Annotated in this window: 23 protein-coding genes; 5 read left to right on the top strand and 18 right to left on the bottom strand. The window is 71.1% G+C overall.

The window, feature by feature from the left end:
* Positions 1–5: 5 nt before the first annotated feature.
* The 8 genes from ACU6WY_RS01915 to ACU6WY_RS01880 form a co-directional block, all read right to left on the bottom strand.
* Positions 6–1,262, bottom strand: coding sequence for a metal-dependent hydrolase family protein (locus tag ACU6WY_RS01915; protein ID WP_483820797.1), 1,257 nt, complete (start codon positions 1,260–1,262; stop codon positions 6–8).
* Complete coding sequence (locus ACU6WY_RS01910) at positions 1,259–2,035, bottom strand: ABC transporter ATP-binding protein (protein ID WP_483820796.1); 777 nt, start codon at positions 2,033–2,035, stop codon at positions 1,259–1,261. The genes ACU6WY_RS01915 and ACU6WY_RS01910 overlap by 4 nt, the downstream gene beginning before the upstream one ends.
* Positions 2,032–3,762 carry a dipeptide/oligopeptide/nickel ABC transporter permease/ATP-binding protein gene (locus ACU6WY_RS01905; RefSeq protein ID WP_483820795.1) on the bottom strand — a complete coding sequence of 577 codons (1,731 nt, stop codon included), beginning with the start codon at positions 3,760–3,762 and terminating at the stop codon, positions 2,032–2,034. Before ACU6WY_RS01905 ends, ACU6WY_RS01910 begins: the two co-directional genes overlap by 4 nt.
* Entirely contained in the window at positions 3,755–4,801 is a 1,047-nt protein-coding gene (locus ACU6WY_RS01900) for an ABC transporter permease (protein WP_483820794.1), read from the bottom strand. The genes ACU6WY_RS01905 and ACU6WY_RS01900 overlap by 8 nt, the downstream gene beginning before the upstream one ends.
* Before the next feature lie 43 nt (positions 4,802–4,844).
* Positions 4,845–6,419: an ABC transporter substrate-binding protein gene (locus tag ACU6WY_RS01895; RefSeq protein ID WP_483820793.1), complete on the bottom strand. Its 1,575-nt coding sequence runs from the start codon at positions 6,417–6,419 to the stop codon at positions 4,845–4,847.
* 124 nt (positions 6,420–6,543) lie between these two features.
* Complete coding sequence (locus ACU6WY_RS01890; RefSeq protein ID WP_483820792.1) at positions 6,544–7,143, bottom strand: cysteine hydrolase family protein; 600 nt, start codon at positions 7,141–7,143, stop codon at positions 6,544–6,546.
* Positions 7,140–7,601 (bottom strand): cytidine/deoxycytidylate deaminase family protein, encoded by a 462-nt coding sequence (locus tag ACU6WY_RS01885; protein ID WP_483820791.1) that lies wholly within the window; start codon positions 7,599–7,601, stop codon positions 7,140–7,142. The genes ACU6WY_RS01890 and ACU6WY_RS01885 overlap by 4 nt, the downstream gene beginning before the upstream one ends.
* The gene (locus ACU6WY_RS01880) at positions 7,598–8,368 is read right to left on the bottom strand and encodes an amidohydrolase family protein (protein WP_483820790.1); all 771 of its coding nucleotides are present in this window, start codon (positions 8,366–8,368) and stop codon (positions 7,598–7,600) included. The genes ACU6WY_RS01885 and ACU6WY_RS01880 overlap by 4 nt, the downstream gene beginning before the upstream one ends.
* A gap of 87 nt (positions 8,369–8,455) precedes the next feature.
* Here ACU6WY_RS01880 and ACU6WY_RS01875 point away from each other — a divergent pair, with 87 nt between their 5' ends.
* Positions 8,456–9,463 carry a phosphotriesterase family protein gene (locus ACU6WY_RS01875; protein WP_483820789.1) on the top strand — a complete coding sequence of 336 codons (1,008 nt, stop codon included), beginning with the start codon at positions 8,456–8,458 and terminating at the stop codon, positions 9,461–9,463.
* A gap of 147 nt (positions 9,464–9,610) precedes the next feature.
* Here ACU6WY_RS01875 and ACU6WY_RS01870 read toward each other — a convergent pair whose 3' ends face one another.
* The 6 genes from ACU6WY_RS01870 to ACU6WY_RS01845 are packed head-to-tail and all read right to left on the bottom strand — an operon-like array spanning position 9,611 to position 17,702.
* Positions 9,611–11,038, bottom strand: coding sequence for an amidase (locus ACU6WY_RS01870; protein WP_483820788.1), 1,428 nt, complete (start codon positions 11,036–11,038; stop codon positions 9,611–9,613).
* Entirely contained in the window at positions 11,035–12,372 is a 1,338-nt protein-coding gene (locus tag ACU6WY_RS01865; protein WP_483820787.1) for an amidohydrolase, read from the bottom strand. Before ACU6WY_RS01865 ends, ACU6WY_RS01870 begins: the two co-directional genes overlap by 4 nt.
* A 2-nt stretch (positions 12,373–12,374) precedes the next feature.
* Complete coding sequence (locus ACU6WY_RS01860) at positions 12,375–13,841, bottom strand: aldehyde dehydrogenase family protein (RefSeq protein WP_483820786.1); 1,467 nt, start codon at positions 13,839–13,841, stop codon at positions 12,375–12,377.
* Positions 13,842–13,849: 8 nt separating this feature from the next.
* Positions 13,850–15,379 carry a glutamine synthetase family protein gene (locus ACU6WY_RS01855; RefSeq protein WP_483820785.1) on the bottom strand — a complete coding sequence of 510 codons (1,530 nt, stop codon included), beginning with the start codon at positions 15,377–15,379 and terminating at the stop codon, positions 13,850–13,852.
* On the bottom strand, positions 15,372–16,709 hold the full coding sequence (locus tag ACU6WY_RS01850; RefSeq protein ID WP_483820784.1) for a Rieske 2Fe-2S domain-containing protein: 1,338 nt from the start codon (positions 16,707–16,709) through the stop codon (positions 15,372–15,374). Before ACU6WY_RS01850 ends, ACU6WY_RS01855 begins: the two co-directional genes overlap by 8 nt.
* A gap of 45 nt (positions 16,710–16,754) precedes the next feature.
* A complete protein-coding gene (locus tag ACU6WY_RS01845; RefSeq protein ID WP_483820783.1) occupies positions 16,755–17,702 on the bottom strand; it encodes a PDR/VanB family oxidoreductase in 948 nt (315 codons plus the stop codon).
* Between the two features lie 142 nt (positions 17,703–17,844).
* Here ACU6WY_RS01845 and ACU6WY_RS01840 point away from each other — a divergent pair, with 142 nt between their 5' ends.
* The 4 genes from ACU6WY_RS01840 (at position 17,845) to ACU6WY_RS01825 (ending at position 20,241) form a co-directional block, all read left to right on the top strand.
* The gene (locus ACU6WY_RS01840; protein ID WP_483820782.1) at positions 17,845–18,567 is read left to right on the top strand and encodes a GntR family transcriptional regulator; all 723 of its coding nucleotides are present in this window, start codon (positions 17,845–17,847) and stop codon (positions 18,565–18,567) included.
* A 52-nt stretch (positions 18,568–18,619) separates the two neighbouring features.
* A complete protein-coding gene (locus ACU6WY_RS01835) occupies positions 18,620–18,853 on the top strand; it encodes a hypothetical protein (protein ID WP_483820781.1) in 234 nt (77 codons plus the stop codon).
* A gap of 231 nt (positions 18,854–19,084) precedes the next feature.
* Positions 19,085–19,735 (top strand): hypothetical protein, encoded by a 651-nt coding sequence (locus tag ACU6WY_RS01830; protein ID WP_483820780.1) that lies wholly within the window; start codon positions 19,085–19,087, stop codon positions 19,733–19,735.
* An 86-nt stretch (positions 19,736–19,821) separates the two neighbouring features.
* The gene (locus ACU6WY_RS01825) at positions 19,822–20,241 is read left to right on the top strand and encodes an RNA polymerase sigma factor (protein WP_483820779.1); all 420 of its coding nucleotides are present in this window, start codon (positions 19,822–19,824) and stop codon (positions 20,239–20,241) included.
* Positions 20,242–20,360: 119 nt separating this feature from the next.
* On the opposite strand, the gene ACU6WY_RS01820 is transcribed toward ACU6WY_RS01825, so the two are convergent.
* From ACU6WY_RS01820 to ACU6WY_RS01805, 4 genes are all read right to left on the bottom strand, one after another.
* On the bottom strand, positions 20,361–21,065 hold the full coding sequence (locus ACU6WY_RS01820; RefSeq protein WP_483820778.1) for an alpha/beta hydrolase: 705 nt from the start codon (positions 21,063–21,065) through the stop codon (positions 20,361–20,363).
* Between the two features lie 120 nt (positions 21,066–21,185).
* A complete protein-coding gene (locus tag ACU6WY_RS01815) occupies positions 21,186–21,695 on the bottom strand; it encodes a hypothetical protein (RefSeq protein WP_483820777.1) in 510 nt (169 codons plus the stop codon).
* A complete protein-coding gene (locus ACU6WY_RS01810) occupies positions 21,695–23,680 on the bottom strand; it encodes a primary-amine oxidase (protein WP_483820776.1) in 1,986 nt (661 codons plus the stop codon). The genes ACU6WY_RS01815 and ACU6WY_RS01810 overlap by 1 nt, the downstream gene beginning before the upstream one ends.
* Positions 23,677–25,206, bottom strand: coding sequence for a gamma-glutamyltransferase (locus tag ACU6WY_RS01805; RefSeq protein ID WP_483820775.1), 1,530 nt, complete (start codon positions 25,204–25,206; stop codon positions 23,677–23,679). Before ACU6WY_RS01805 ends, ACU6WY_RS01810 begins: the two co-directional genes overlap by 4 nt.

Genomic DNA, 25,206 nt, shown 5'->3' with positions numbered 1-25,206 from the left:
CGCCCTCAGTCCGCGAGGGCGTCGAGGTCCTTGACGAAGCGTCCGGCCTGAACGACCGCGCGCACGCGCTGCGGATCCGCCAGCGCCGCGATGTCGCGGAGCGGATCGACGTCGGCGATCACGAGATCGGCGAGCTTCCCCGACTCCACGGAGCCCAGGTCGCGGTCGAGCCGGAGCAGGCGTGCGCCGGCGAGCGTGCCGGCGTGCACGGCGGCGACGGGGGACAGACCGACACGCACCAGGTGGGCGAGCTCGGTGAGATTGCGGCCCTGCTCGTGGATTCCGGCATCCGTTCCCAGGGCGACCGGCACCCCGGCCGCCACCGCCGCCGAGATCGACGCGAGCCCGCGCTCCTGGCGGGCCTGGCGCACCGGATCCACCGGCCCGGGCGGGACGCGCAGGAGCGTGCTGAGCGTCGGCACCAGCACGACGCCGCGATCGCGCATGAGCGCGATCGTCTCGTCGCTCAGGTCGTACCCGTGCTCGATGCTGGCGGCACCGCCCTCGACCGCCGCGCGCACGGCCGCATCGGTCTGGGCGTGCGCGGTCACGGGTTGACCCGCGCGACCGGCCATCTCGGCCACGATCGCGGCGACGTGCGCGCGCGGGAGTCCCGTGTCACTCGGTGAATCGTGCGGCGAGTGCACGCCGCCGGAGGTGCAGACCTTGATCACGTCGGCGCCCGTGCGCACGAGAGCGCGGACCGTGCGCACGACCTCGTCGAGGGTGTCGACGACCGCGCACCCCGACGCCAGCCCGCGCTCGGCCCACGCGGGAAGCGACCCGTTCGCGTGCACCGGATCGGCGTGGCCGCCGGTCGGCGAGAGCATCGAGATCGCGAGGTGCAGGCGCGGACCGACGAGAGCCCCCGAGGCGATCGCCGAGCGGTACCCGGGCGTGAGTCCGCTCAGGTCGCGGGCCGTGGTGACCCCGGCCTCGAGCGTCGACCGCAGGTTGCGGATCGCCGCGACGACGGCTTCCTCGGGGAACCACAGCCGCTGCGTCTCGGCATCCACGCTCGTGCTCATCACGAGGTGCACGTGGGCGTCGACGAAACCGGGCAGGACCCACCGCCCGCGCAGGTCGATCTCGCGACCGGGCACCTCGCCCGCGCGGCGCCGACCGACGTACGAGATCCGGCCCCCGCGGATGCCGATCTCGGCGGCGCCGACCGGGTCGCCGCCGGTGCCGTCGATGAGCGTGGCACCGGTGAGACGGACCTCGCCCTCGGCCTCGGGGACGTGCGGGAGGCGCGCGCTCATACGTCGAGCCGGAACCCCGGTGACCCCGGGTCGGCCTCCAGCAGGCGACGGGTGTACCAGTGCTGGGGGTCGGCGTACACCTGCTCCGCGGGACCGCTCTCGACGATGCGCCCGCGGTGCATGACGGCGACGACGTCGCTGACCCTCTGGACGACGGCGAGGTTGTGCGAGATGAACATCATCGACAGATCCTGCTCGGCCTTGATCTCGGCGAGCAGATCGAGGATCTGCGCCTGGACGGACACGTCCAGCGCGGAGGTGATCTCATCCGCGATCACGAAGGCGGGATCGATGATGAGGCTGCGGGCGATGGCGACGCGCTGACGCTGGCCCCCGGAGAACTCGTGGGGATAGCGGTGCATCATGTCGCCGGAGAGCCCGACGCGCACGAGCTCGTGGGCGATCCGCTCCTCGAAGCGGGCGACGCGACCACGCCGCGGATCGAGCGCCTCGGCCAGGGTCTGCCCGATCGTGCGTCGCGGCGACAGCGACGAGTACGGGTCCTGCGGAATCATCTGCACGCGCCGCCGGTGGGCGTACGTCGCCCGCCGGCCGTGCACGCGCGAGAGATCGGTGCCGTCGACGTCGACGCGTCCGCGGCTGGGGGTCGCGACCCCGACGAGAACCTTCGCCAGGGTGGACTTGCCCGACCCGGACTCGCCCACCACTCCCACCGTGCGTCCGCGGGGCACTTCGAGCGACACCCCGTCCAAGACCGTGACCGCGCCGTACTGGACCCGCAGGTCTTCCACGACGACCATCGATGCGCTCATCGCCCGTCCTCCTGACCGCCGGCTCGGACGCCGAGCTCCACCACGGGAGAGGCGGCCAGCAGTCTCTTCGTGTACGGGTGCGTGACCGAGTCTTCCGTCATGCCGCGCACATCGTCGATCCGCTCCACGATGCGACCGTCCTTCATGACGAGCACGCGGTCGCACAGGGCCCGCACCACGCTCAGGTCGTGCGAGATGAAGAGCATCGACGTGCGGGACTCGGCATTCATCTTCTTGATCAGGGTGAGGACCTCGCGCTGCACGGTGACATCCAGCGCCGTGGTCGGCTCGTCCGCGATGAGCAGCGCCGGCTCGGTGCTCATCGCCGAGGCGATCATCGCGCGCTGCTTCATGCCGCCGGAGAGCTGATGGGGGTACTGCCGGAGTCGCCCCTCCGGGTCGGTGAGCATGACCGACCGGAACCGCTGCACGAGCATGTACATGGCCGCGCGGCGCGTGTGCCGCAGTCGCACGCGCAGCACGTCGGTCAATTGGATGCCGAGGATGAGCGCCGGATTGAGCGCGGTCCCGGGGTCCTGGTAGACGAATCCGATGCGCTCGGCCAGGAACCGGTCGGACACTCGACCCGTCAGATCGGTGCCGTCGAGCGTGAGCGTTCGCGCCTGGGCGTGGAGCCCCTCGCCGAGGAGCCGCCCGACGACCGACGCGGTGACCGACTTCCCCGAGCCGCTCTCGCCGACGATGCCGAGGATCTCGCCGCGGCGAATCGTGAACGACACGTCCGAGACGAGCGCCCGGCCGCTCCCGGCGTGCTGCACCTCGAGCCCGTCCACGACGACCAGGTCGCCCGGGTCGCCGACGGCGGACGACCCGCCGGCGGTGGACTTGATGAGACGCGCGCGATCGGTGTTCGACCGCGGGTTGGCGGCGGCGGCGAGTCCGTCGCCGACGAGGAGCGCGGCGAGAGAGGTGATCGTCAGCGCGACGGCAGGGCCAACGATCACGACCGGGTTGACCACGATCTTGCTGAGGCCCTCGCTGAGGAGGCTTCCCCAGTCGAAGGCCGGCGACTGCGGCCCCAGGCCGATGAACGACAGACCCGAGATCTCCACCAGGGCCCCCGAGAACGCCCCGGCGATGAGGATCAGGGTCGGCTCGGCCATGTTCGGGAGGATGTGGCGGACCGCGAGCCGGTGCGCGGGCACGCCGAGCAGACGCGCGGTCTGGACGTATTCGCTCGAAGCGATCTTCGCGGCGAGGTTTGCCGTCAGGCGCGCGAACCCCGCCATGTTGGCGATCGCGATGGCGATCACCAACTGCACGACGCCCTGCCCGAGGACGGCGGCGATGATGATCGCGACGAGCATCGTCGGGTAGCTGATCGCGAACTCGATCCCCCGCAGGCTCAGCTCCCGCAGGCGGCGCGGGGCGAGCCACGTCGCCACGCCGAGCGCGATGCCGACGATCGCCGACAGCGCCGTCGCGGAGACGGCCATGAACACCGTCGACTGGGTCGCGACGAGGGTGCGCGCGAGCATGTCGCGGCCGAGGGTGTCGGTCCCGAGGGGGTGCTCCGGGGTGGAGGGGAGGTTCGGCGAACCGCCCAGCTGCGTCGCCGCCGTGCCGAACAGCGGCGGAGCGATCACCGCGACCACCGCGACCACGGCGAGGAGGACGACTCCGACCACCAGCGGGAGGTTCCACCGGAACGCGCGCGGCCGCGACGGGATGTCGGCCAGAAGGGCGGGGGGAAGGGTGTCAGCCACGCTGCTCTCCCAGGGTTCGCGGGTCGATCACACCCAGGACGATGTCGATGACCAGGGTCGTCAGGAGTGAGATCACCCCGATGACGAAGACGGCGGCGCGGATCACGGGATAGTCCTTGTCGACCGCGATCGCCTGCACGATGACGCTCCCGAGCCCCGGCCAGGCGAACACCGCCTCGGTGATGAGGGCGGACCCGAGCAGCGCGGTGAGGATGATGCCCGAGAGGGTCAGGGCCGTCGTGAGGAGATTGGGCAGCATGTGCCGCGCGTAGATCGTCAGGGCGGGCAGACGCCAGCCCCGGGCGGAGCGCATGTAGTCCTGCTCCAGGATGACCGCCGTCTCTCGGCGCACGATGCGGGCGACCGAGCACAGTCCGCCGAGCGTCAGCGAGGCGATCGGGAGGATGGCGGCGGTGCCGAGGCTGTAGGCCGGCGAGTAGGCCGGGGGCAGAACCCGCAGGATGACCGCGAACACGACCACGAAAGCCGTCGCCTGGACGTAGGTGGGGATGGAGGAGATGAGGGCGGTCACCCCGTTGAAGCCGAGGTCGAGCGCGCGGCGACGACCGTTCCGGGTGAGGACCCCGACGATCATCCCGAGCGCGAGCCCGAAGACCAGCAGCAGGAACACCGCGGGGATCGTCAGCGCGAGGGTGTGGGGCGCGGCCGCCATGACGACGTCCATCGCCGGGATGCGGTACTTGAACGAGTCCCCGAAGTCACCCTGCGCCACGGCGGCGACGTAGTTCCACAGCTGCACCGGCAGGGGGTCGTTCAGTCCGAGCTGCTGACGCACCAGTTCGACCTGCGCCAGCGAGGCGTTCTCCCCGGCGATCGCGGTGGCCGGGTCACCGGGGATCAGCTGGACGATGAGGAAGGTGACTACGACCAGCAGGGCGAGGTTGATCACCAGCCCGAGGGAGCGTCGTACCAGGAAGGCGCGCCAGGCGCCGCCGAGTCCGGCCGCGCGGGGCGACTCGTCGGTGGCGCCGTCGCCCGGACCGGAGGTCGCAGGAGTATCGGCGATCGGTAGTGTCATCGCGTCCTCTTCTCGATGGATCCGGTCCGGGCGACGGTGGGGGTCAGCCCGTGATGCGCATGGCCGTGGGGTCCCAGTACCCCGACAGCACGTGCGTGGCGAAGCCCTCACGGGCGACATAGCGGTGGGTGTCGGTGATGAGGGGCATCATGTCGACCCGCTCGAGGATGGTGCGCTGCGCCTCTTCGAAGCCGGCGCACTGCGCGGCCTGATCGGTCGCCGCCATGCCCGCCTCGTACGCGGCCACGCCCTCGGGGTTGTCGGTGTACGCGACGTTCGTGCCGCCCTCGGCGTAGGTCGGTCCGAGGTAGCGGGCGATCGAGAGGTGGATGAGCCCCGCCTCGGCGTTCTCGGCCGCGACCGCGAGGTCCCAGGTCTCGGGCTGCGTGCGCATCTGCTTCGACCAGTCGGCGGGGTCCGGAGCGCTGACCTCGACCGTCGCACCGGCCGCACGCAGCGACTCGGCGAGGTAGTCCGCGGCCGGGTCCCAGTTCGACATGATCAGCAGGCGGATGGTCTTGCCCGCGAGAACCGGCGCGGCAGCGGCCGGGTCGTACGACGACAGCAGCGACGGCTCGTTGAGAGCGCAGGTGTAGCTGGCGCTGTTGACCGTGAACTGCGGCTCGCCGAGCCCGTCCAGGCCTGCCTGGTTGAAGGCTTCGGGATCGATGGCCTGCGTCACCGCGGTGCGCAGGGCCTTGTCGCCCGCGAAGATCGAACCGGAGTTCGGGTCCTGGTTGAACACGAGGTTGTAGGCCGAGCTCGAGAACGTGACCGCGCTGTAGCCGGGCTTGTCCTCGAAGCGGGTGAAGTTCGAGTCGTAGAAGCGGGCGACGTCCACACCGCCGGACTCGAGGAGGTTGGCGCTGGTGTTGAGGTCGGCCTGCACCGTGAGGTTGATCGTCTTCGCGGGCTCACCCTCGACGGTCGTCCATGCCGGCCACGCGTCGTAGTCCTCGCGCAGGGTGTACTGCGCGCTCTTGCCGGCCACCGATTCCGCGAGCGTGTACGGGCCCGAGAAGGCTCCCGCGACCGTTCCGGCCGCGAGGCCCTCGGGGTCGGCGATACCCGCGGGGCAGATGATGCCCGTGCCGGGCCGGGTGAGGCCGCTCAGCATCTGCGAGTACGGCGCGCTCAGCGAGATCTGCACCGTGCCCGCGGCGTCATCCGCGACGAAGGTCGGGGTACCCGCACCGAAGGCCTGCGCCTTCCAGGTCTTCGCCCCGCTGTCATCGAGCCCGACGAGGTACTCGAACGACGACGCCACCACGCTCGGGGTGATCTCGGTGCCGTCCGCGCAGGTCGCTCCGTCACGGATCGTGAAGACGTAGTCCGACGCGGAGGTGGCTTCCCACTCCGTGGCGAGCCCGCCGACGAGCGGTTCCGTGTCACCCTGCCGCAGCAGCGTGTCGAAGCCCAGCCGCGCGACGGTCTGGTCCGAGGTCGCCGATGCCTTGGCGGGATCGAACGTCGCCGGGGCGTACCACAGCTCGGTGTTGATGGTGTCGGTCGTCTCCCCACCGCCCGCGTCGGGGGTGGTGGAAGCGGCACAACCGGTGACGGTCAGAGCCGCGGCGGCCGCCAGGGCGATGCCGGCGAGCGTCCGTGTTCTCGTCATGATGGGTTCTCCCAGGTGTTCGGGTAAAGCGTGGGGGCGCGTCGCCACGGTGGCGGGCAGATTCAGTTTGGATCCAAAATGTTTAATTACGCATCCAATATTGTTTCGGCGATGTTACAAGTCCTTACGAGCGGGCCGACACCCAGTCGGTGACCTCGGCCGCGGTGACGAGGGCATCGCGCTGGAGGTAGGCGATCGCCTCCAGGGCCGCGTCGTGAGCACGATGACTGGACCCGGCGACGCAGTCCGTCAGCACCCGCACGCGATAGTCGTGCTGGTGCGCGTCGACGGCGGTGTAGTGGATGCAGACATCGGTGAGCCCACCCACGAGCAACACCGTGTCGGCGCGGTAGGACTTCAGCACCAGCTCGAGCTCCGTGGCGAAGAACGCTGAGTACCGGCGCTTGCGGATGACGAACTCCTCGGGCCGCGGCTGCAGCCACACCGCGAGCTCGGTCCCGGGTTCCCCCTCGATGCAGTGGACGCCCTCCGCGCCGTCGAGCTCGCGGCCGATGTCCACCAGCGTCGGCTTGTGGACCTCCTGAATGAAGACCACCGGCACCCCGCTCTCGCGACACGAGGCGATGAGATCCCGCACGCGCGGAACGCGCTCCGCCCTCCCGTCCATGACGGGGATCCCCGCGGTCGGCTCGGTCCCAGCGCCGCCCTGGATGTCGACGACCACGAGCACCGGACGCTCGACGCCCTCCCACCCCGCGGTCACGCCGCGCCTCCGAACCGGCCCGAACGGACGTGCGCGAACGGGAGCAACTCCCCCACCCCGACCGCGACGTGCCGCCCGTGCGACGACACCCACACCCGCGCGCCCGGGGCGTGCTCGGTCAGCAACTCGGCACACACGCCGCACGGCTCGATGAGGTGCTCCGTCCCCGCGGGGCGGCGCAGCACCGAGACGATGGAGCGCACCGCCTCTCCGGAGACGGCCGCGGCGCTCACCGCGGCGGACTCCGCGCAGATCGACGCCCGCCCGGCACTGGACTCCACGTGCAGGCCCGTCACGACCGACCCGTCCGCGAGGCGGAAGGCAGTGGCGACCTCGTGGCGCCCCGCGACGTACCGGCGGCGCAGCAGATCGAGAGCCCGCGCGAGGAGATCGGCATCCGACTCCTCCATCCCGTCGGGGATGCCGTCGAGGAGCGGCCGGGTGGAGGCGGCGGTCATCCGGCATCCAGTCCGAGGAGGCGGGCGAAGTTGCCCCCCTCGACGAGGGCGCGGTCGGCGTGGTCGGTCACGACCTTGGCGATCTTCAAGCGTTCGAGATCGAAGTCGGAGCCCGGCCACTCCGTGCCCATGAGGATCTTGGAGGCGCCGAGGCGGGCGTAGGCGCGCTTGACGTCGGCCATGAGCGTCGCCGAGGTCTCGAGGTAGACGTTCTCCCGGCGCTCGGCGACGATGATCGCCTCGGGGACGTTCCAGACGGCCCCCATGTGGGCGATGATCGTCGGCACGTCCGGGTGATCCTTGACGATCTCCTCGATCGCGAACGGCGCGCAGAACGCGTCGTCGAGCGCGTTGATGATGACGGTCATCCCGTGCCGCGCGCACTCGCGGAAGACCGGATCGAGAAGCCCGTGGTCGGCCACGTGATAGCCGTGCATGCTCGGGTGCAGCTTCAGACCACGGATGCCGGCCTCGGCGAGGCGCGTGATCTCCTCGATCGCGTCGTCGGCCTGGGGCATGACCTGCCCGAACCCGATGAACCGGTCGGGATGCGCGTTCTGCAACCCGATGATGAAGTCGTTCTCGATGCGCTGAGCCAGCGAGCACACCATCGCCATGTCGACGCCGGCGGCATCCATGCGGTCGATGATGCGCTGCGGGTCGAAGGGAACGTGCGCGGGAGGCTCTTCACCGGGGCGCGCCCCGGAGAGGTAGTCCGAACGCCCGCGGACGTTCTGCGTGGTGTTGTACGCGTCGATGATCTGCATCGATCGCCCTCCTCCGGGTCGGGGACTGTTGATAGGATCCATTTGACACTAGATCGGATCCAAAATGAAACCCCGGGGGCCCTCGTCATGATCCAGACCGTTCTCGGCCCGATCGAGACGTCGCAGCTGGGGCAGGCCTCCACCAACGAGCACGTGCTCGCCGACTCCCGGCATCTGCGTCGGCCCACCCGCGAGGGTCGGTGGTGGGACGGCGAGGTCCGGGCGGAGACGCTCGGTGATCTGCGGTGGAACTGGCTGGCCCTCCCCGACAACCTCCACCTCGATTCCGTCGACGTCGCCGTCGAGGAACTCACCCTCGCCCACGGCGACGGGCTGCGGGCCGTCGTCGAGGCGACGTCGGTGGGCATGGGCCCCGACCCGTCGCGCCTGCCGGAGGTCTCCCGCCGCGCCGGCGTCCACATCGTCGCCGCGTACGGCAGCTACATCGACAAAACGCTCCCCGAGTGGTGGAAAGAACAGAGCGACGACGCCATGCGCGCGGCGTTCGCGCAGGCGCTGTCGGAGGCGATCCCCGGCACCGGCGTGCGCGCGGGACTGCTCGGACTCCTGGGCACCAGCGCCGAGATCACGCTCCCCGAGGAACGCGCCCTCCGCGCGGCCGCCTCGGCCGCGAGCGCGGCGCAGTGCGCCGTCTCGATCCGCCTGGATGCCGCCGCCCGACGCGGGCCGGAGGTCGCCGCGCTGTTGGCCGACGAGGGCCTGGACCCCCGTCGCATCCTGTTCTGCAACATCGACAAGGTGATGGATGCCGCCTACGTCCACGACATCGTCGACACCGGCGCCGTCGTGGAGTTCGCGTTCGGGAGCGAGAACTACTTCGCGGACGGCGCGCGGGATGCCACCGACGGCGAGCGCATCGCCTTCCTGCTCGACCTGTGCAACACCCGCCCCGAGGCCCGCATCACGATGTCGACGTCGGTGTGGACCAAGGGACAGCTGGCCCGCCACGGCGGCATGGGCTACGGCCACGTCGTGCGCCGCATCGTCCCCGTCCTGGAGCGCGCGGAACTGCCGTCGGCACGCATCGACCGGATGCTGGTGACGGAGCCTGCCACCCTGCTCGATCGGGGCTGACCCCCGCCACCCGCACCGCGACCCGACTTCCGTGGATGGAGGGCGGTGGAGCGGTGGCACCCCGTCATCGTCGCGCGCGCGTATTGCCGGGCTGTTTCGATCATCGATCGCGGCGGCGTCGCCCCCCGAGAGAACGCCCAGAAACCGTCAGCGCGGAAGAGCGGCGGGGGCCGCGCCCACGTGACCGAGGACGTCCTCGAGGGCCGAGCCGACCGCGAGCAGCGCCAGGTCTCCTCGGGAGGCACCGACGATCTGCATTCCCACGGGCAGGCCGGCCTCGGTGAAGCCCGCGGGGGTCGCGAGCACCGGGTGACCCGTCACGGTGAGACGGCACGCCGCCCGCTGCCAGAGGAAATACCGCTCGAACGTCGTCCCGTCGATCTCGGCCACCCATTCGACCTCGGCCGGCGGCGCGGCGACCGGGGTCGCCGGGTAGATGATGCCGTCGAGTCCCTGCAGCGCCGCCGCCGTGCGCCGGAACAGCACGGTGCGGTGCGCCAGAGCCGCCGCGTACGCGTCGGCGGTGAGGGCCCGGCCCTCCGCCACGTTGCGCAGGTAATCGTCGCGGAAACCCGTCCGGCCGTCGTCGAAGCGCGCCTTGCCGTCGGCTCCGAAGTTGAACATCTCGATGGCCTGCCAGCACTCGTCGGCGCCGGCGAGGTCGGGCTCGACATCGACGATCTCCACCCCGGCCGCCTCGAGCACCTGCCGCGCCGAACGCAGGACCGCGCGCACCTCGGGGGCGATCGGCAGACCACCCACGTCCTCACTCCACCCGAGCCGGATCGAGCCGGGCTCGCGTACGGGAAGGGTCAGGAAGGCGTCCGCGTCCTCGACCCACGACAGCGGCGCCAGGCCGTCGCGCCCCGTGATTCCGCTCAGCAGGCGCGCGGCATCCTGCGAGTCGCGAGCCATCGGGCCGAGCACGCCGTGCGGGTCCCACCCGTTCCCGGTCCGCGCGCTCGGCACGGTGCCGGGGGTCGGGCGAAGGCCCACGATGTTGCAGAGGGAGGCGGGGTAGCGAATGCTCCCGCCGCTGTCGGACCCGTCGGCGATCGGCAGCATGCCCGCGGCGAGCGCGGCACCCGCGCCGCCGCTCGACCCGCCGGCGTGACGGCTCAGGTCCCACGGGTTCCGGCACACCCCGCGCACGGGGTTGAAGGTCAGGGTCCCGAGGCCCGTCTCCGGGGTGTTGGTCTTCCCGATGATCAGCGCACCCGCGCGGCGCAGATTGGCCGCGAGCAGGCTGTCGTGCGTCGCGGGGCCCGCGTCGAGATAGGCCGCCGAGCCGTGCGAGGTGGGAAGCCCCTCGACGTCGATGAGGTCTTTCACCCCGGTCGGCAGTCCGTGCAGGGGCCCGACACGATCGCCGCGCGCGACGGCCCGGTCGGCCTCGAGCGCCATGTCCATCGCCTCTCGCTCAGAGACGAGCGACACGAAGGCGGCCACGTCGGGTTCCACCTCGGCGATGCGGTCGAGGTGCGCGCGCATGACCTCGACCGCCGAGATCTCACCACCGGCGATTCCCTCCGCGAGGGCGGTGGCACTCCAGCGGTAGAGAGGCGTCTCGGTCATGCGGGGGGTTCCTTTCGGTAGACGGTGCGGCCGGCGACGTCGGTGCGGAGCACCGGGAGGGTGCGCAGGTCATCGAGGGGGACGGCGGTGGGATCGGTAGGCCACAGCACCCAGTCGGCGCACGAGCCCGGCGCGATCACGCCACGGTCGCCCTCGGCGAAGGCCGCCCGGGCCGCACCGGTCGTGTACGCGGCGAAGGCCTCGTCGAGGGTGAGGGCCTCGGCCGGGTCGAGCGGACGATCATCGCCCGCGATGTGCCGGGTGACGGCTTGCCACATGAGGTGCCGGGGGTCGAACGCGAAGAAGGGGCCGTCGGAGCCGAACGCCACGGTGGCCCCGCTGTCCAGCCAGCTGCGGAGGGGGTTGGCCCGCTCCGCCCGCTCCCCCAGGGCCGCCCGCAGGCCCGCCCCGTTGTGCCAGATGATCGACGGCTGCACCGAGGCGATTACCCCGGCGCGCGCGGCCTGCGTCATCGCCTCCGCGGGCGTCTCGAGGTAGCCGTGGATGACCTGGAACCGGAGATCCGGAACCGCGTCGCCCGCCGCACTCGCGGCATCCACCGCCAACGCCACCGCCGCAGACCCGACCGCGTGCGTGCCGACTCCCCAGCCGTGGGTGCCGCACCAGGCGACGAGGCGGCGGTACTGGTCTTCGGGGATGCGACGGAGCCCGGTGTATCCGGACGCATCCCAGGGGCGGTCCAGCCAGGCCTGGCCCTTCAGCGCCTCGCCGTCCAGGTAGACCTTGATGCCCCCGAGCGACAGGACGTCGTCGCCGAACCCCGTCGCCGCGCCGATGCCGGCGAGCCGCGCGATCAGGGCGTCGATCTCGTCGGCGTCGCCGGTCGTGAGCTCGAGGTAGGGCATCGCGACGGTGCGCATCGTGAGGAGTCCGCGCTGCCGCGCCACCTGGTACCCGCGCATCTCGTCGGGGGTGACCGCGGGGTCGACGACGGTGGTGATGCCGAGCGCGTGCAGAAGCGGCTGCACGCGCTCCAGGGCCCGGATCCGGTCGTCGAACGGCGGGTGCTCGGGTCCGTCGTCGTCGAAGCTGTCGCGCATGGCCACGATGTACCGGTCGACGTCGTCATCCGGGTGCAGGTAGTCCAGGGCCTTCAGGCCCGCGCGCTGCATGTGCATATGGGCGTCGATGAGCCCCGGCGTGACGACACCGTGCAGCTCCTCCTCGCGCACCCGCCCCGCCCAGCGCTCTCGCACGTCGCCGACCCGCCCGACGTCGCGGACGCGTCCCCCGGCCACCACGAACGCGTCGGCGTCGGGGGAGTCGGGGGTCATCGTCACCACGCGGTCCGCGCGGTACAGGACGGCATCCACGCTCACGCCTCGGGAATCGCGATCACGACGCTCTTGCTCTCGAGGAAGCCGCGCAGGCCCTCCTCGCCGAGGTCACGGCCGAGGCCGGAGTCGCCCGTTCCACCGAACGAGAGCGCGGGGTCGAACAGGTTGTAGGTGTTGATCCACACGGTCCCGGTGTCCAGGGCCGCCGCCATCCGGTGCGCGCGGCCGAGATCGCGGGTCCAGACGCCCGCGGCCAGGCCGTAGGCGCTGTCGTTGGCGATACGGATGGCGTCGGCCTCGTCGTCGAAGGGGATGATGCCGACCACCGGGCCGAAGATCTCCTCCCGGGCGATGCGCATGTCGTTGGTGACGTCGGTGAACAGCGTCGGCTCGACGTAGAACCCGGGCTCGCGCACACCCCCGCCGGCGAGGAGCGTGGCGCCCTCGTCGACGCCGGTGCGGATGTAGCCGAGTACACGCTCGCGCTGCTCCTCCGACACCAGGGGTCCGACGGTGATGCCGCCGTCGAGACCGTCGCCGACGGGGACGCGGGCCACGGCCGCGGTCATCCGCTCGGTCATCTCCGCCAGGATCGAGCGCTGCACGAGCAGGCGGCTCCCCGCGGTGCACATCTGCCCGGAGTGGCCGAACGAGGCGCGCATCGCGGTGAGGACCGCGGCATCCAGGTCGGCGTCTTCGAACACGATGTTCGGGCTCTTACCGCCGAGTTCCAGCGTGACGCGCGTGAAGTCGTCGGCGGCGGCGTGCGCGACCAGGCGTCCGACCTCGGTCGAACCGGTGAAGGTGATCTTGGCGATGCCCGGGTGCGCGGTCAGGGCCGCTCCGACCGAGCCGTCGCCGGTGAGGATGCTCACCACCCCCGCCGGAACGCCGGCCTCGAGAAGGATGCCGCCGAGCCGCAGCAGCGTGAGCGGGGTGTCCTCGGCGGGCTTGGCGACCACGGGGCACCCGGCCGCGAGCGCGGGGGCGAGCTTGAACGCGGCGGTCATGATCGGGAAGTTCCACGGCAGGATGATCGCGACCGGGCCGACCGGCTCCTGCACGGTGTAGACGTGGTGACCCCCGCCGTCGACGGGGACGACGGTGCCGCCGAGGCGCGAGGGAGCCCCAGCGTAGTGACGGAACGTCCGCGCGGCCATCGCGGTGTCGGCGCGGGAACGCTCGATGGGCTTGCCGTTGTCGCGCGTCTCCAGGATCGCCAGTTCCTCGAGCTGCTCCTCGATGAGGTCAGCGACCCGGTTCAGGATGCGGGCGCGCTCGAGCGGCGCGAGACCCCGCCAGCGGCGGTCGGCGTGCGCGCGCGCGGCGGTGTCGACGGCCACGTCGACGTCGTCGGCCGTGGCCTCGGCCACGGTGGTGAGCACCTCACCGGTGGCCGGATCGATGACCGGTCGTGCCGCGCGGTCTCCCCGCGGCATCCATTCCCCGCCCAGGAGGAACGGCTCGTAGTCGGGCAGGGCGGCAACGGTGGGGCGAATGCTCATGACGGTCCTCAGAAGATCTCGAAGTACTCGCGCTGCTCCCAGTCGGAGACGTGGCGAAGGTAGCGGGCGAACTCCGCCCTCTTGATGGTCGCGTACCAATCGACGACGACGTCGCCGAGGGCGGCACGGAAGAGCGCGTCGGCCTCGAGCGCATCGACGGCCTCACCGAGGGATGCCGGCAGCGCCGGCGCCTCCACGCGGTAGGGGTCGGTGGTCGGCGCGGGCGGGATGAGGCCGCGCTCGATCCCGTCGACGCCGCTGATGAGCTGCGAGGCGATGTAGAGGTAGGGGTTGGCCGCGGGCTCGCCCGACCGGTTCTCCAGGCGCGTGGCCGGGTCGCCCACCCCGCCGACGGCGCGGACCATCGCGCCCTTGTTGTCGATCCCCCACGCGATGCGGTCGGGTGCGAGCGAGTTCGGCTGGTACCGCTTGTAGCCGTTCACCGTGGGCGTGGTGAAGGCCGCGGCCGCCGCAGCGTGCGCGAGCACACCCCCCAGATACGCCGAGCCCAGCAGCGACAGCGTCGTGCCCGGAGCGTCCGGCACGAACGCGCCGCGTCCGGTCGCCCGTTCGGTGAGCGACTGGTGGAGGTGCCAGCCGGTCGAGGCGCCCTCGGCCCCCTGCGGGCGCGCCATGAAGGTCGCGTGATAGCCCAGGCCCGCGGCGATGCGGCGTACCGCGGTGCGGCACAGCACGATGGCATCCGCGATCTCGGCGGCGGAGCCGGCCTCCATCGTGATCTCGAACTGGCTGGGTCCGAACTCCAGCTCGATCGAGCGCAGCGGCAGATCGAGCAGCGTGAGCCCGCGGTAGAGCGCGTCCACCAGCGGCTGCATGCGGTCGAGCCCCTCCTCGAGGAGCAGCTGCGAGCCGCGCGTGGTCGGGGCGGCGGTCGACGCGACGCCCGGCCGGCCCGGGGCACCGAGGTGCTCGGCGGCTAGCCCCGCCTCTTCGGCCCGGAAGACGTGAAACTCCAGCTCGGCGCCCACCGTCATGTCGTAGCCGCGCGCGGCGAGCGTCGTGAGTTCGTTGCGCAGGATCGTGCGGGTGCAGAAGGGCACGGGGGTGCCGTCGGGGAAGTGCAGGTCACACAGGATCCAGGCGGTTCCCGGCGCCCACGGCAGCACCCGGAAGGTGGTCGGGTCGGGCACGAGCACGATATCGCCGGCACCGCTGAAGCCGGCGACACCGACCCCCGTTTCGGCGCTGAACACGGAGAAGACCGACTGGCCCGAGGTGTCCTTCAGCAGCAGCGAACTCGGCGCGGTGACCCCCGACCGCATCGCGGCGGTGAGCCCGCCCCGGGCGATGGTCTTGCCGCGGAGGATGCCGTGCTGGTCGACGAACGAGAAACGCACCATGTCAATGCCGAGCTCGTCGATGACCCGGCGCATCTGTCCCGCCGCGGCGTACTGCGCCTCGCTCCACAGGCCGTGCCGGTGCACGAAGCCCTCGCGGTCGGCCGCGAGCATGGGCCGCGCGGAGATTCCGCCGCCGCTCTCCGAGACGGGGCGCTCGTCGACGTTGCGCTCACGCATCGACGGTCTCCTCGGCGGCGGCCTGCGGGGAGGCCCACGGCGACGCCTCGCGGCGCTCCTGCTCGCGCTGGACCCAGCGCTCCTGCCAGGCGTCGTTCGCCGCGATCGTGTCCATCGCGAGCGGGCCGGTGAGCCGGGCGGCATCCTCTTCGCTCACGGGGTGCGAGGGCGTCTGCCCGCCCGCGGCGAAGGAGTCGATGGCGCGAAGCAGCAGGCGCCGGTTCGCGGTCACCGCGCGGTCGGAGACCCCGAGTCGCTCGACGGTCCGGTCCTGGATCGGGCCCATGCTCTCCACGGCCCACTGGTCGTGGACGTTGATGTCGAGCCCCATCCCCGTGTACGTGAGCTCTTTCTGCTCCTGGGGGTCGAAGCCCCAGTCGTTGTCGCGATTGCGGACCGGCCGGTAGTCCGGCAGCGTGACCCCCTCGAGCCGCTGCTGCAGGAGGGTTTCCTTGTCGGTGACCTCGGCGAAGTCGTACCAGATCATGTACCAGTAGTGGTGCTCGTCGTCGATCGGGACGTGCCACTGCGTGAACACCTTGGTGTTGCCGAACGGCACGACGAAGGCGTTGGGGAACAGCAGGTTCGTCACGCGGACGTGCTTGATGTCTTCGGTGAGCTGACGCAGCGCGAACACGCGCAGGCCGTGCTCGGCGCTCTCGACCTCGATGTCGGGGCGGTAGCTCTCACCCACGAGCATCGAGAGCTTCTTGCCGGTGCCCTCGACCTCCTCGGCGAACTGCTGCCCGTACATCTCGCGCGGGTCCTCCTGCATGAAGCGGTGCAGGAACGAGACGTGGCTCGGGTCGATGCCGCCCTCGAGGCCCTGCAGCCAGTTGCAGTCCCACATGCCCTTGAACGCGAACGTGTACTCGTCGGGTGCGACGAAGCAGTCGTAGTGCGGGAAGGGCGGCGGGTCGCCCGCCCCCATGTAGGTGAAGATGATGCCGTTCTTCTCGACGCACGGGTAGTTGGCGATGCGGATCTTGCCGAGGAACTGGCTGTGCTCGGGCTCGGCCGGCTGCTCTACGCACTTGCCCTCACCGTCGTAGAGCCACCCGTGGTAGAGGCACCGGATGCCGTCTTCCTCGAGGCGCCCGTACGACAGGTCGACGCCGCGGTGCGCGCAGTACCGGCTGATGAGCCCCCAGCCCTCGCGCTTCTTGAACAGCACGAGGTCTTCGCTCATGATGCGCACGGCCTTCACCGGCCGCTCGCCGGGCATCTCGGACACGAGGGCCGCGGGCTGCCAGTACGAACGCAGGAGGTTGCCGAGCGGGGTTCCGGGCCCCGACCGGGTGATCTTGTCGTTGTCTTCCTGCTTCAGCATCGCCGTCGCCCTTCGTGGTCGGTATCGGATGTGTGGGGCAGGCCCTCAGGCCTGGAGGACGAGGAGGGGGCACGCCGACCGCGAAACGCAGACCATCATGCAGTCGTTCGCGGCGCGCTCCTGGGTGGTGAGCACGAAGTCCCGGTGCTCGACCTCGCCCTCGAGGACGCCCGTCTCGCAGCTGCCGCAGATGCCCTCTTCGCAGTCGGAGAGAACGTCGACGCCGGCGCTGCGCATGACGTCGAGCACCGACTGCTCGGGCTCGACGGTGAGTTCGACGCCGGTGAGGGCGAGGCGCACCGAGAACGGGCCGCCGGGGGCGTACTCCACGACCGGGGCGGTGAAGTACTCCAGGTGCAGACGACCGGATGCCGCGGGCACCAGGCCCGTGATCTCTTCGAGCATGCGCGCAGGACCGCAGGCGTACACGGCGGCGTTCGGGTGGGCCGCCAGCTCGGCCGCGAGGTCGGCGCGCAGGCCCTCGTCGCGGGCGACCACGTCGACCGTTCCGCCCGGGGTCGCGACGAGCTCGTCGAGGAACGCCATGCGGGTGCGCGAGGCACCGAGGTAGAGCACGCGCCACGGCACACCGGCTGCGGCGGCCGCGCGCACCATGGGCAGCACCGGGGTGATCCCGATCCCGCCCGCGACGAAGAGGTACTCGTCCGCGGGCTCGAGGCCGAAGTGGGTGCGGGGTCCGCGCAGCGACACGACGTCGCCGGGACGCAGGCGCTCGTGCACGGCGCGCGAGCCGCCCCGACTCTGCTCTTCGCGCAGCACCGCGATCCGGTAGCGCGCCGAGCCAGGATCGCCACACAGCGAGTACTGCCGGACGGGGGCGCCCGGAACCGCGAGGTCGATGTGCGCGCCGGGCGTCCACTCGGGCAACGGCCCGTCGATGCCCTCGAGCTCGACGGAGAGGACGTCACCGGCCTCGAGCGTCATCGAGCGCACGCGGACGCGGAGCTCGGCGGCATCCTCTCGCGTGGTCATGTTTGGATCCTAACAGATGTGGATTGGATCCCGAATGCGTGACCTGGGAGCCAGCTTTGCGTGGATTGCGTGGCATCCGGGTCCCCTTCTGCTAGGTTCGCAAGTCGCGGGAGCGCGACCACGACCGACGAAGAGGGGCAGCATGGCCGCACGGGGGGACACCGATATCTCGGCGACGGGAGGGCACGCCCTCGTCGACGAGATCGCCGCGAAGATCCGGGATCGGATCATGTCGGGCGATATCCCCATCGGCGCTCAGCTCCGCCAGGCCGAGCTCGCGAACGACTTCGGCGTGAGCCGCACCCCGGTGCGCGAGGCGCTGCGCCAGCTGCAGACCGGCGGACTGATCGAGGTGCTCCCCAATCGCGGTGCCGTCGTGCGCGTTCCGGCACCGTGGGAGGTGCGCGAGGCCTACGAGGTGCGCGCCGAACTCGAGGCGCTCGCCGCCGCGCGCGCCGTCGAGCGCATCTCACGGGGCGACGTGACCCGGCTGCGCGAGGCGAACCAGGACATGTACGACCGCTCGGTCGCGCGCGAACGCGGCGAGGCAGACCCCGCGCTCGCCAGCCGGCGCGAGAACGACGTGTTCCACAACACCATCGCGGAGGTGTCGGCCAACGCCCGCCTGGCGCGCGCGATCGAGGAGATCAACGAGACCTTCCCGCGCAACGTGTCGGCTCAGCTACTGGTGGGCGACGACCGCCACCGCGAAGAGAACTTCCAGGAGCACGTGCGCATCATCGAGGCGATCGAACGCGGCGATGCCGACGCGGCCCGGCGCGAGATGCGCGAGCACGTGCTGAAGGCCGGCGAGCAGCTGGCTCGGTGGTACGAGCGGCGCTCGTCCACGGTGTTCACGGGCTGAGCCTTCGGGACTCTTCCCTCAGCCACGCCGGACACCCATGACAGCGAACAACATGAGCGAAAAGGCCCTGGTCTCCCGCATTCGCGGGTACATCCTGGTGATGGTTCTGAGTGTCGCTCTGCAGGGCGCGTTTCTCGGGAACGCCGTGGGCTCGACCCGTCAGCTCGACTGGATTATCTGGGCGGTCGTTCTCGCTGCTGCGGTCGTCTTCGTCGTGCTCGCCTGCGTTCGCGTCATCCCCCTCTCTCGCGAATACCGCCGCCGAAAGTGGGGGGACGCGGGGTAGCGGGATGCGCCCTTGCCACCGAGCACTCGAGCGATGTGCTCGATGCTCTCGTTCTGCTCGCGCATCCGAACGGCGGTGGCCGTGCGCTCAGGAGTCATGATGGCCGGACGGCCTCCCACCACAACCGTGCGGGAAGCCGGGTCACGCTCCGTTTACACACTGATTCGTCGTGTTGACGGACGTTTATCGCGTTGCCGGACAGGTCAGTAGTGAACCGACTTGGAGGAACTCATGACGGACACCGACCGGCTGGACGCGCTTCTCAACAGTTCTGCACCCGCACCTGTGAAGAGCTCCACGATGCTCGAACGCGATATCGCGTTGCTGTCTCGCGAAGCTCGACGCACGAATGCGCCCCGACGACGGCCCGCACGCGTACTGGTTGGCGCGGGCCTGTCGCTCCTCCTCATCGGCGGAGCGGGAACAGCCGTAGCCGCAACGACTTTCAACTGGGCCCCGTGGGCACAGGATCCTGACGTCGCGTACGCCTTCACGCTGCCGAGCGGGCGGGAGTGCGAGGCGCGCGTGCAGATCCTTCGTGTGGTGAACGCCCCCGCATCTGGGCCCATCGAAGACGCTCCCGACCAAGCCTTGTCGGATCATTTCCGAGCATTCGATGCCGTCGCGGCCTCCGATGTTGACCGTTCGATCGCGGAAGTGCTCAGTCGGCGGGGAGGCGGAACGATGATCACGGTCGGCAGCGACGGCCAACTGAGCGATGTGCCCGAGACACCAGAAGGACCGAGCGACGACGACGTGTATGCAGCGGCTGCTCATGATGCGCTGGGTGACGCTCTCCTCTCCGAGGCACGCTCGTACGGCCTCGACCCCGACGAGTGGACCACCAAGCACTCCATCCAGTGCGAAACGGCCGCGGGGTGAGGGAAGTGCGCAGGCCGCGTCGCTCGAGCATCGAGCACGCCATACAGCTGAACTCAGTGGATCTGTTGTCCTACTTACGTCGACGCGTGGGCGAAGACGACGCCCCGGACTTGCTGGGCGAAACGTTCGCGATCGCCTGGCGGAGAGAGCAAGATATGCCATCCGATCCCGAGCAAGCGCGCATGTGGCTGTTCGGTGTCGCTCGCGCGGTCATCCTGAACTATCAGCGGGGCGAGCGTCGCCGATGGGCTCTGGCCCAGCGTGTCAGGACGAGCGCCGCAACATCCGGCGCTGAGCCTGCTGCTGACGAACACATGGAAGTACGCGACGCCATAGCCCGTCTTGAACCGGACCTCCGCGAGCTGGTGCGGCTGGTCCATTGGGACGGTATGACCCTCGTCGAGGCAGCGCAGATTGTGGGTGTCCCGGCCTCCACCGCCCGTGGGCGCTACCAGCGCGCGAAAGAACACCTTCGCGCCGCGCTCGGAACGTCTGTCTCATTGTGACCGAGGGCCTCACACGACCTCCCTACGAACCGCGCCCGGAGCACATCGCGACACCGAGCACCTCCTCCGTGGTCATCAGCATCTGTTGACGATGGCGTCGGCACCGCACTGAGCGTTTCTCAGCCGAGGTCGCCCAGTGGCGCGAGCCGTGTGGTGTCGAGGGGAGTCGACTGGCGTACCGCGTCGAGTGTCGCGGTGGCGGCGGCACGGGGGCCCGCCGTTGCTCGACTGCCGGTGACGCCGGGGAGGGGCGCAACGATCAGGGACGCGTCGGTGAAGCCCAGGTGCGCGACTCCAGGGACCGTGATTCGGGTGGCGCCGGCGGCGACGAACGTGTCAGTGACGTGCTGGTAGGTGGGATTCGGGTCGGCGTCGCCCGCGACGAGGAGCATCGTCGGGATCGTGCGAGGGGAGACGTCGGACCGGGGAAGCCCGTCAATATCGACGACGCCGTCGACACGTTGATCCGTGCGGGAGTGCAGGAGCGCCGCGGCGCCACCGAGCGAGTGGCCGGCGACAGTGATGTGAGAAAGATCGACGCCCGTCAGCAGGGGCATATCGGGCTGGGCGACGGTGAGGGCGTCGATCACCGCGGTCAGGTCGTGTGCGCGAATCTCGGTCCATGCGACGGCGTTGCGGTTGTCCTGGTCGTCATCGCCGGTAGCGACGACTTCGCTGCGCGCGACTGTCCCGTCGGCGAGGACGGTAGCGGCGGCGTCATAGGGATGATCGAGCGCGACGACCATGACGCCGTGACTGGCAAGGTCTGTCGCCCAAGATGCCGCCCGCTCGACGGCACGCAACGCGTCGACGTCGTTGGCCATCGGATCCACCTCCGCTACTGAGACTGACGTGACAGCTATCGTCACGTCAGTCTCAGTAAGTCCGCGGAGCAGCGGCGATAGGCGAAGGTTCAGCCCGCGCCCGACCCTCGCGCGGCGCGATCACCCCAGCGCCAGCGGCACCGCCATCAGCACCGCCGACGCGCCCATCGCCAGCGGCGGCAGCCGCACGATCAGCGGACGCTCGCGATGCGTCGTGGCGAACAACACGACACCGCCCACGGCATACGCCGCCACCCCGACAACGGTGAGCAGCACGAGCGGCACCGCGGCCGATCCGTGATGGGACGAACCGGGGGATGCCGGAACGTGCGCGGCCAGCAAGAGCGCCGCCATGAGCACGGCGCCCAGGGCGTCGAACGCCCGCATCCTCCGCTCGGCACCGCGCCGCGCCGGCCCCGGAGCCACCGAGATCAACGCCGCGACGAGGAGCGCCGCTGCCCAGAACACGGCCGGCACCCGCCCGCCGCCGACGACCATGTCGCCCATCGCGAGGAGCATGAGCGCGGCGATCAGGAGCTCACGCACGCGTGACGCGGGGCGGTCGGCGGCGACGCAGCACGCGCCCGCCGCCGTCGCCACCAACGCCCCGGCGTGCAGCACCTCCCCCATCAGTGGCAGGAGTGCTCGTGACCGCCCGCGTCATGCCCGTGGAGCGCGTGGCCCTCGGCCACCGCACCGCCCGCTCCCGGGGTGGGCGCGTGGCAGTGGTCGCCGCCCGAGGACGGCGGCAGGTCGAGCGAGGGGTTGCGGGTGAAGAAGCCGTCGGGCTCGAACCGCAGACCGATGCGGTGCACCGGCATGATCGGCCACTCTTCGGGCTTGGGGTAGTGGTGCACGCCGACGATCGGCCAGAGCACCAGCTCCGCCCCGTCGAGCGGGCGGTCCGCCTGCTGCCACGCGGTGATGCCCTCGGCCTCCAGCGGCGCCTGGTTGGGGTAGTCGCCCGTGATGAAGCGCTCGGCCGGGTCGTACGCGGTGGCCCACAGGTGCTTCGAGACGAACGGCGCCTTGCGCGCGACGACGCTCCCGGGCCGGGCGAACAGGCGCGTGGTGTGCATCGCCGAGAGGCGGTAGGCGGTGTTCTCGCCGAAGCGGTTGGTGCGCTCGGTGTTCTCGACCCGCCAGTGCACCGCACGAGACGCGTCGGCCATGCGGCCGGCATCCTTCTCGGACGCGATGACCTCCGACACCATCTTGACGGCGTTACCCCAGGGGTTGAGCTCCTCGTCCTCCTCGACCTCGGCGTGCACCTCGACCAGGCGGTTCTTCGGGCCGTCGATCGCGGTGTCCATGCGCACGGCGAAGTAGTGCTGGTGCGTGGGGGCCTGGACGTTGGGACTCACCATGCGGCCGAACGCGGGCATCTTGCCGTCGTCGATTCCGGAGACCGACAGGATGCCGGTGAGCTTGATCTCCAGCTCGATCGAGCCGTCCTGGTACAGCGACCAGTAGAAGCCGTAGTCGTAGTTGGCGACGGTGGCGAAGAACGAGATCACGAGGCGGCGCGAGCGGCGAACATCCGCCTCGCCGGTGCGCGTGTTGACGTGCTTCCACAGGATCGAGGAGTCCTCCTCGTGCAGGCACACGCCGTTCGTGATCGTCTGGGCCTCGCCGAGGCCGTCGAGCACGTGCGCGTCGAAGTAGTGGATCTCGCCGAGGCAGTCGCATCCGAGTTCGAGGGATGCCGTGAGCGGGCCGGCTCCGTACTCGCCCCAGTCGAAGAAGTTCTTGCGGTAGGCCGTGGGGTCGGAGTCGAGGTACGGGACGTACATCTCGTTGACCGCCGCGCGCCGGAGGACCGGACGCTCGACGTCACCGTCGCGGTAGGCGATGTCGTGCAGCACGAGACCCTCGCGGTGCGTGAAGCCGATGCGGAACGACCAGTTCTGCCACGAGACCTTGTGGCCCTCGACGGTGAAGCCCGGGCCCTCGGGCTGGGTGATCTCCAGCGGGGCGACGGTGCGGTCCGGACCCCAGGTGCCCGAGCGGTAGTTGCCGCCCTCGCTCGCCATGGGGATGACGCCGTGGTCCTCGATCCGGATGATGTCGAGCGTTTCGAGGTCGAGGATCGGCACGAGGCCGGCGACCGGGCGCGCGTAGCCGTTGTCGTCCGCGCTCTCGCGGTACCAGACCGTGCCCCACGACAGGCGCCGGTCCAGGAGGTCCTCCGGCTCGAAGCCGGTGATCGACTCGGGGTCCACCCACACGTGCGTCGTGTCGGTGATGCCGCGCTTGGCGAGGGCCTCCTTGAGGAGCGGGTGCTCGCGGGCCGCGCGGGCGATCGCGCGCGCCTCGTCGCTCGAGACGCCGGGGCGCTTGGCATCCACGGGGCTCCACGACCCGAGCGAGGCCGGCCGGTCCGTGCCGGCGGTCCAGCCGGTCACCTCCCACGCGGCGTGGGCGGCGGGGTTCATGACCACCAGGCGCACCGGTCGCCCCTGGCCGGGGGCGAGGCTGCGGGCCAGCCCCTCCTCGACGGCGATGCCCCAGAACCGCGGCTCCGATCCGATGCGCTCGTCCGCGCGCACGAGCGCGGTGATCTCGACGATCTCGCTCGGGGTGAGGGGGTCGCTCCAGTACCGGTCGGTGCTCATCGGGTCTCCTTCGTGTCGTGCGGGGAAGCGGGGGCGGGGATCAGCACGGCGACGCCGTCGGCCCGCGGGTCGCTCGCGGCATCGCGCACCCCCGCGGTCGCGATCCGGCGGACCAGTTGCACGTGTCCGGCCTCGTCGGCGGGGCCGGGGAACGCGGCGAGGCCCAGACCGAGGGCCTCGGCGCGCTCGACGACGGCGTCGGGTGCACCCGGCTCGGTCACGAGCGTCAGGCGGTCGTGTCCCAGGTCGCGGTCGCCGATCACCCAGCGCGGGCGGGCGAGCAGCTCGTCGAGGTCGGCGGCGGGATCGGTCGAGTCGGGGAGCAGCTGGGCGAGGATCCACGGCTGGGCCCGTCCGCCCTGGCATCCGGCCACCACCGTGACCTCGCCCCGATCGATGATCGCCGGGGTGAGGGTGTGGGGCGGGCGCGCCCCGGGCCGGAGCGCGGCCGGCGAGGCCGGGTCGAGCGAGAACGCGCTGCCGCGGTTGTGCAGCAGGATGCCGGTCTCGGGGTCGAGGAGGCCGGAACCGAACGTCTGGTAGACGCTCTGCACGATGGTCACCGACCAGCCCTCGTCGTCGGTGGCGACCACCGCGGCGGTGTCACCCTGGGGGCGCGGTTCCCCGGGCCCACCCGGGAGACGGCCCTCCAGCGCCAGCAAAGCGTCGAGATCGATGGGACCGGCGAGCGGGTCGCCGAGGTGCGCTCCGCGGGCGTGCGCGCCGCGAACGCTCGCCTCCAGCAGGGCCGCGTCGCCCGGGTCGCGGTCGGAGGCGGCGGCGACGCCGAGCAGCACGATGCCGACCGAGGGCGGCGGGGCCACGCTCCACTCCGCGCCGTCGATCGTCTCGCTCAGCGCGGGCACCACCTGGGGGCGGTAGGCCGCGAAGTCGTCGACCGTGTGGGTGCCCGCGTCGGCGCGGAGCGTCCGCACGAGCGAGCGAGCGATGTCGCCGGTGTAGAAGTCGTCGGGGTCGACCGCCAGGCGCCGGAGCGAGCGCGCCAGCGCCGGCTGCACCAGCGCATCGCCCTCGGTCAGCGGCTCGCCCGCGCGGGTGAAGACGGCACGCAGCCCCGCATCGGCGGCGATCGCGTCGGCGCGCGAGACGAGGGCCCGCGCGAGACCCGCGCTGACCGGCGTGCCCGCGTCGGCGACGACGGCCGCGGCCTCGAACGCGTCCGCGAGCGGCAGCGCCGCACCCTGGGCGGCGATCGCGCGCCACCCGGCGAGGATGCCGGGAACGGTCACCGACCCCGCCCCCGCCCGAGGGACCTCGCTCCACCCGGCGGCCGCCTCGGCGACGGCCGCGGGGGCGGTGCCGGCGGCGACGACGGCGGTCGTGGCGCCGTCGGGGTGGCGGACGAGGGCGATGAGGTCACCGCCGACAGCGCACTGGTGCGGGTAGACGACGGTGAGCATCACGGCCGCGGCGAGCGCGGCGTCGAGCGCGTTGCCACCGGCGGCGACGGCCGAGCGTCCCGCCTCGACGGCGGCGGCGTGGGGGGCGGCGAGTGCGACGGTCAT

Source organism: Microbacterium sp. ZW3a (assembly GCF_057167165.1).
The sequence above is the reverse complement of the archived record's forward strand: the minus strand, read 5'-3'. Positions and strand labels throughout refer to the sequence as shown.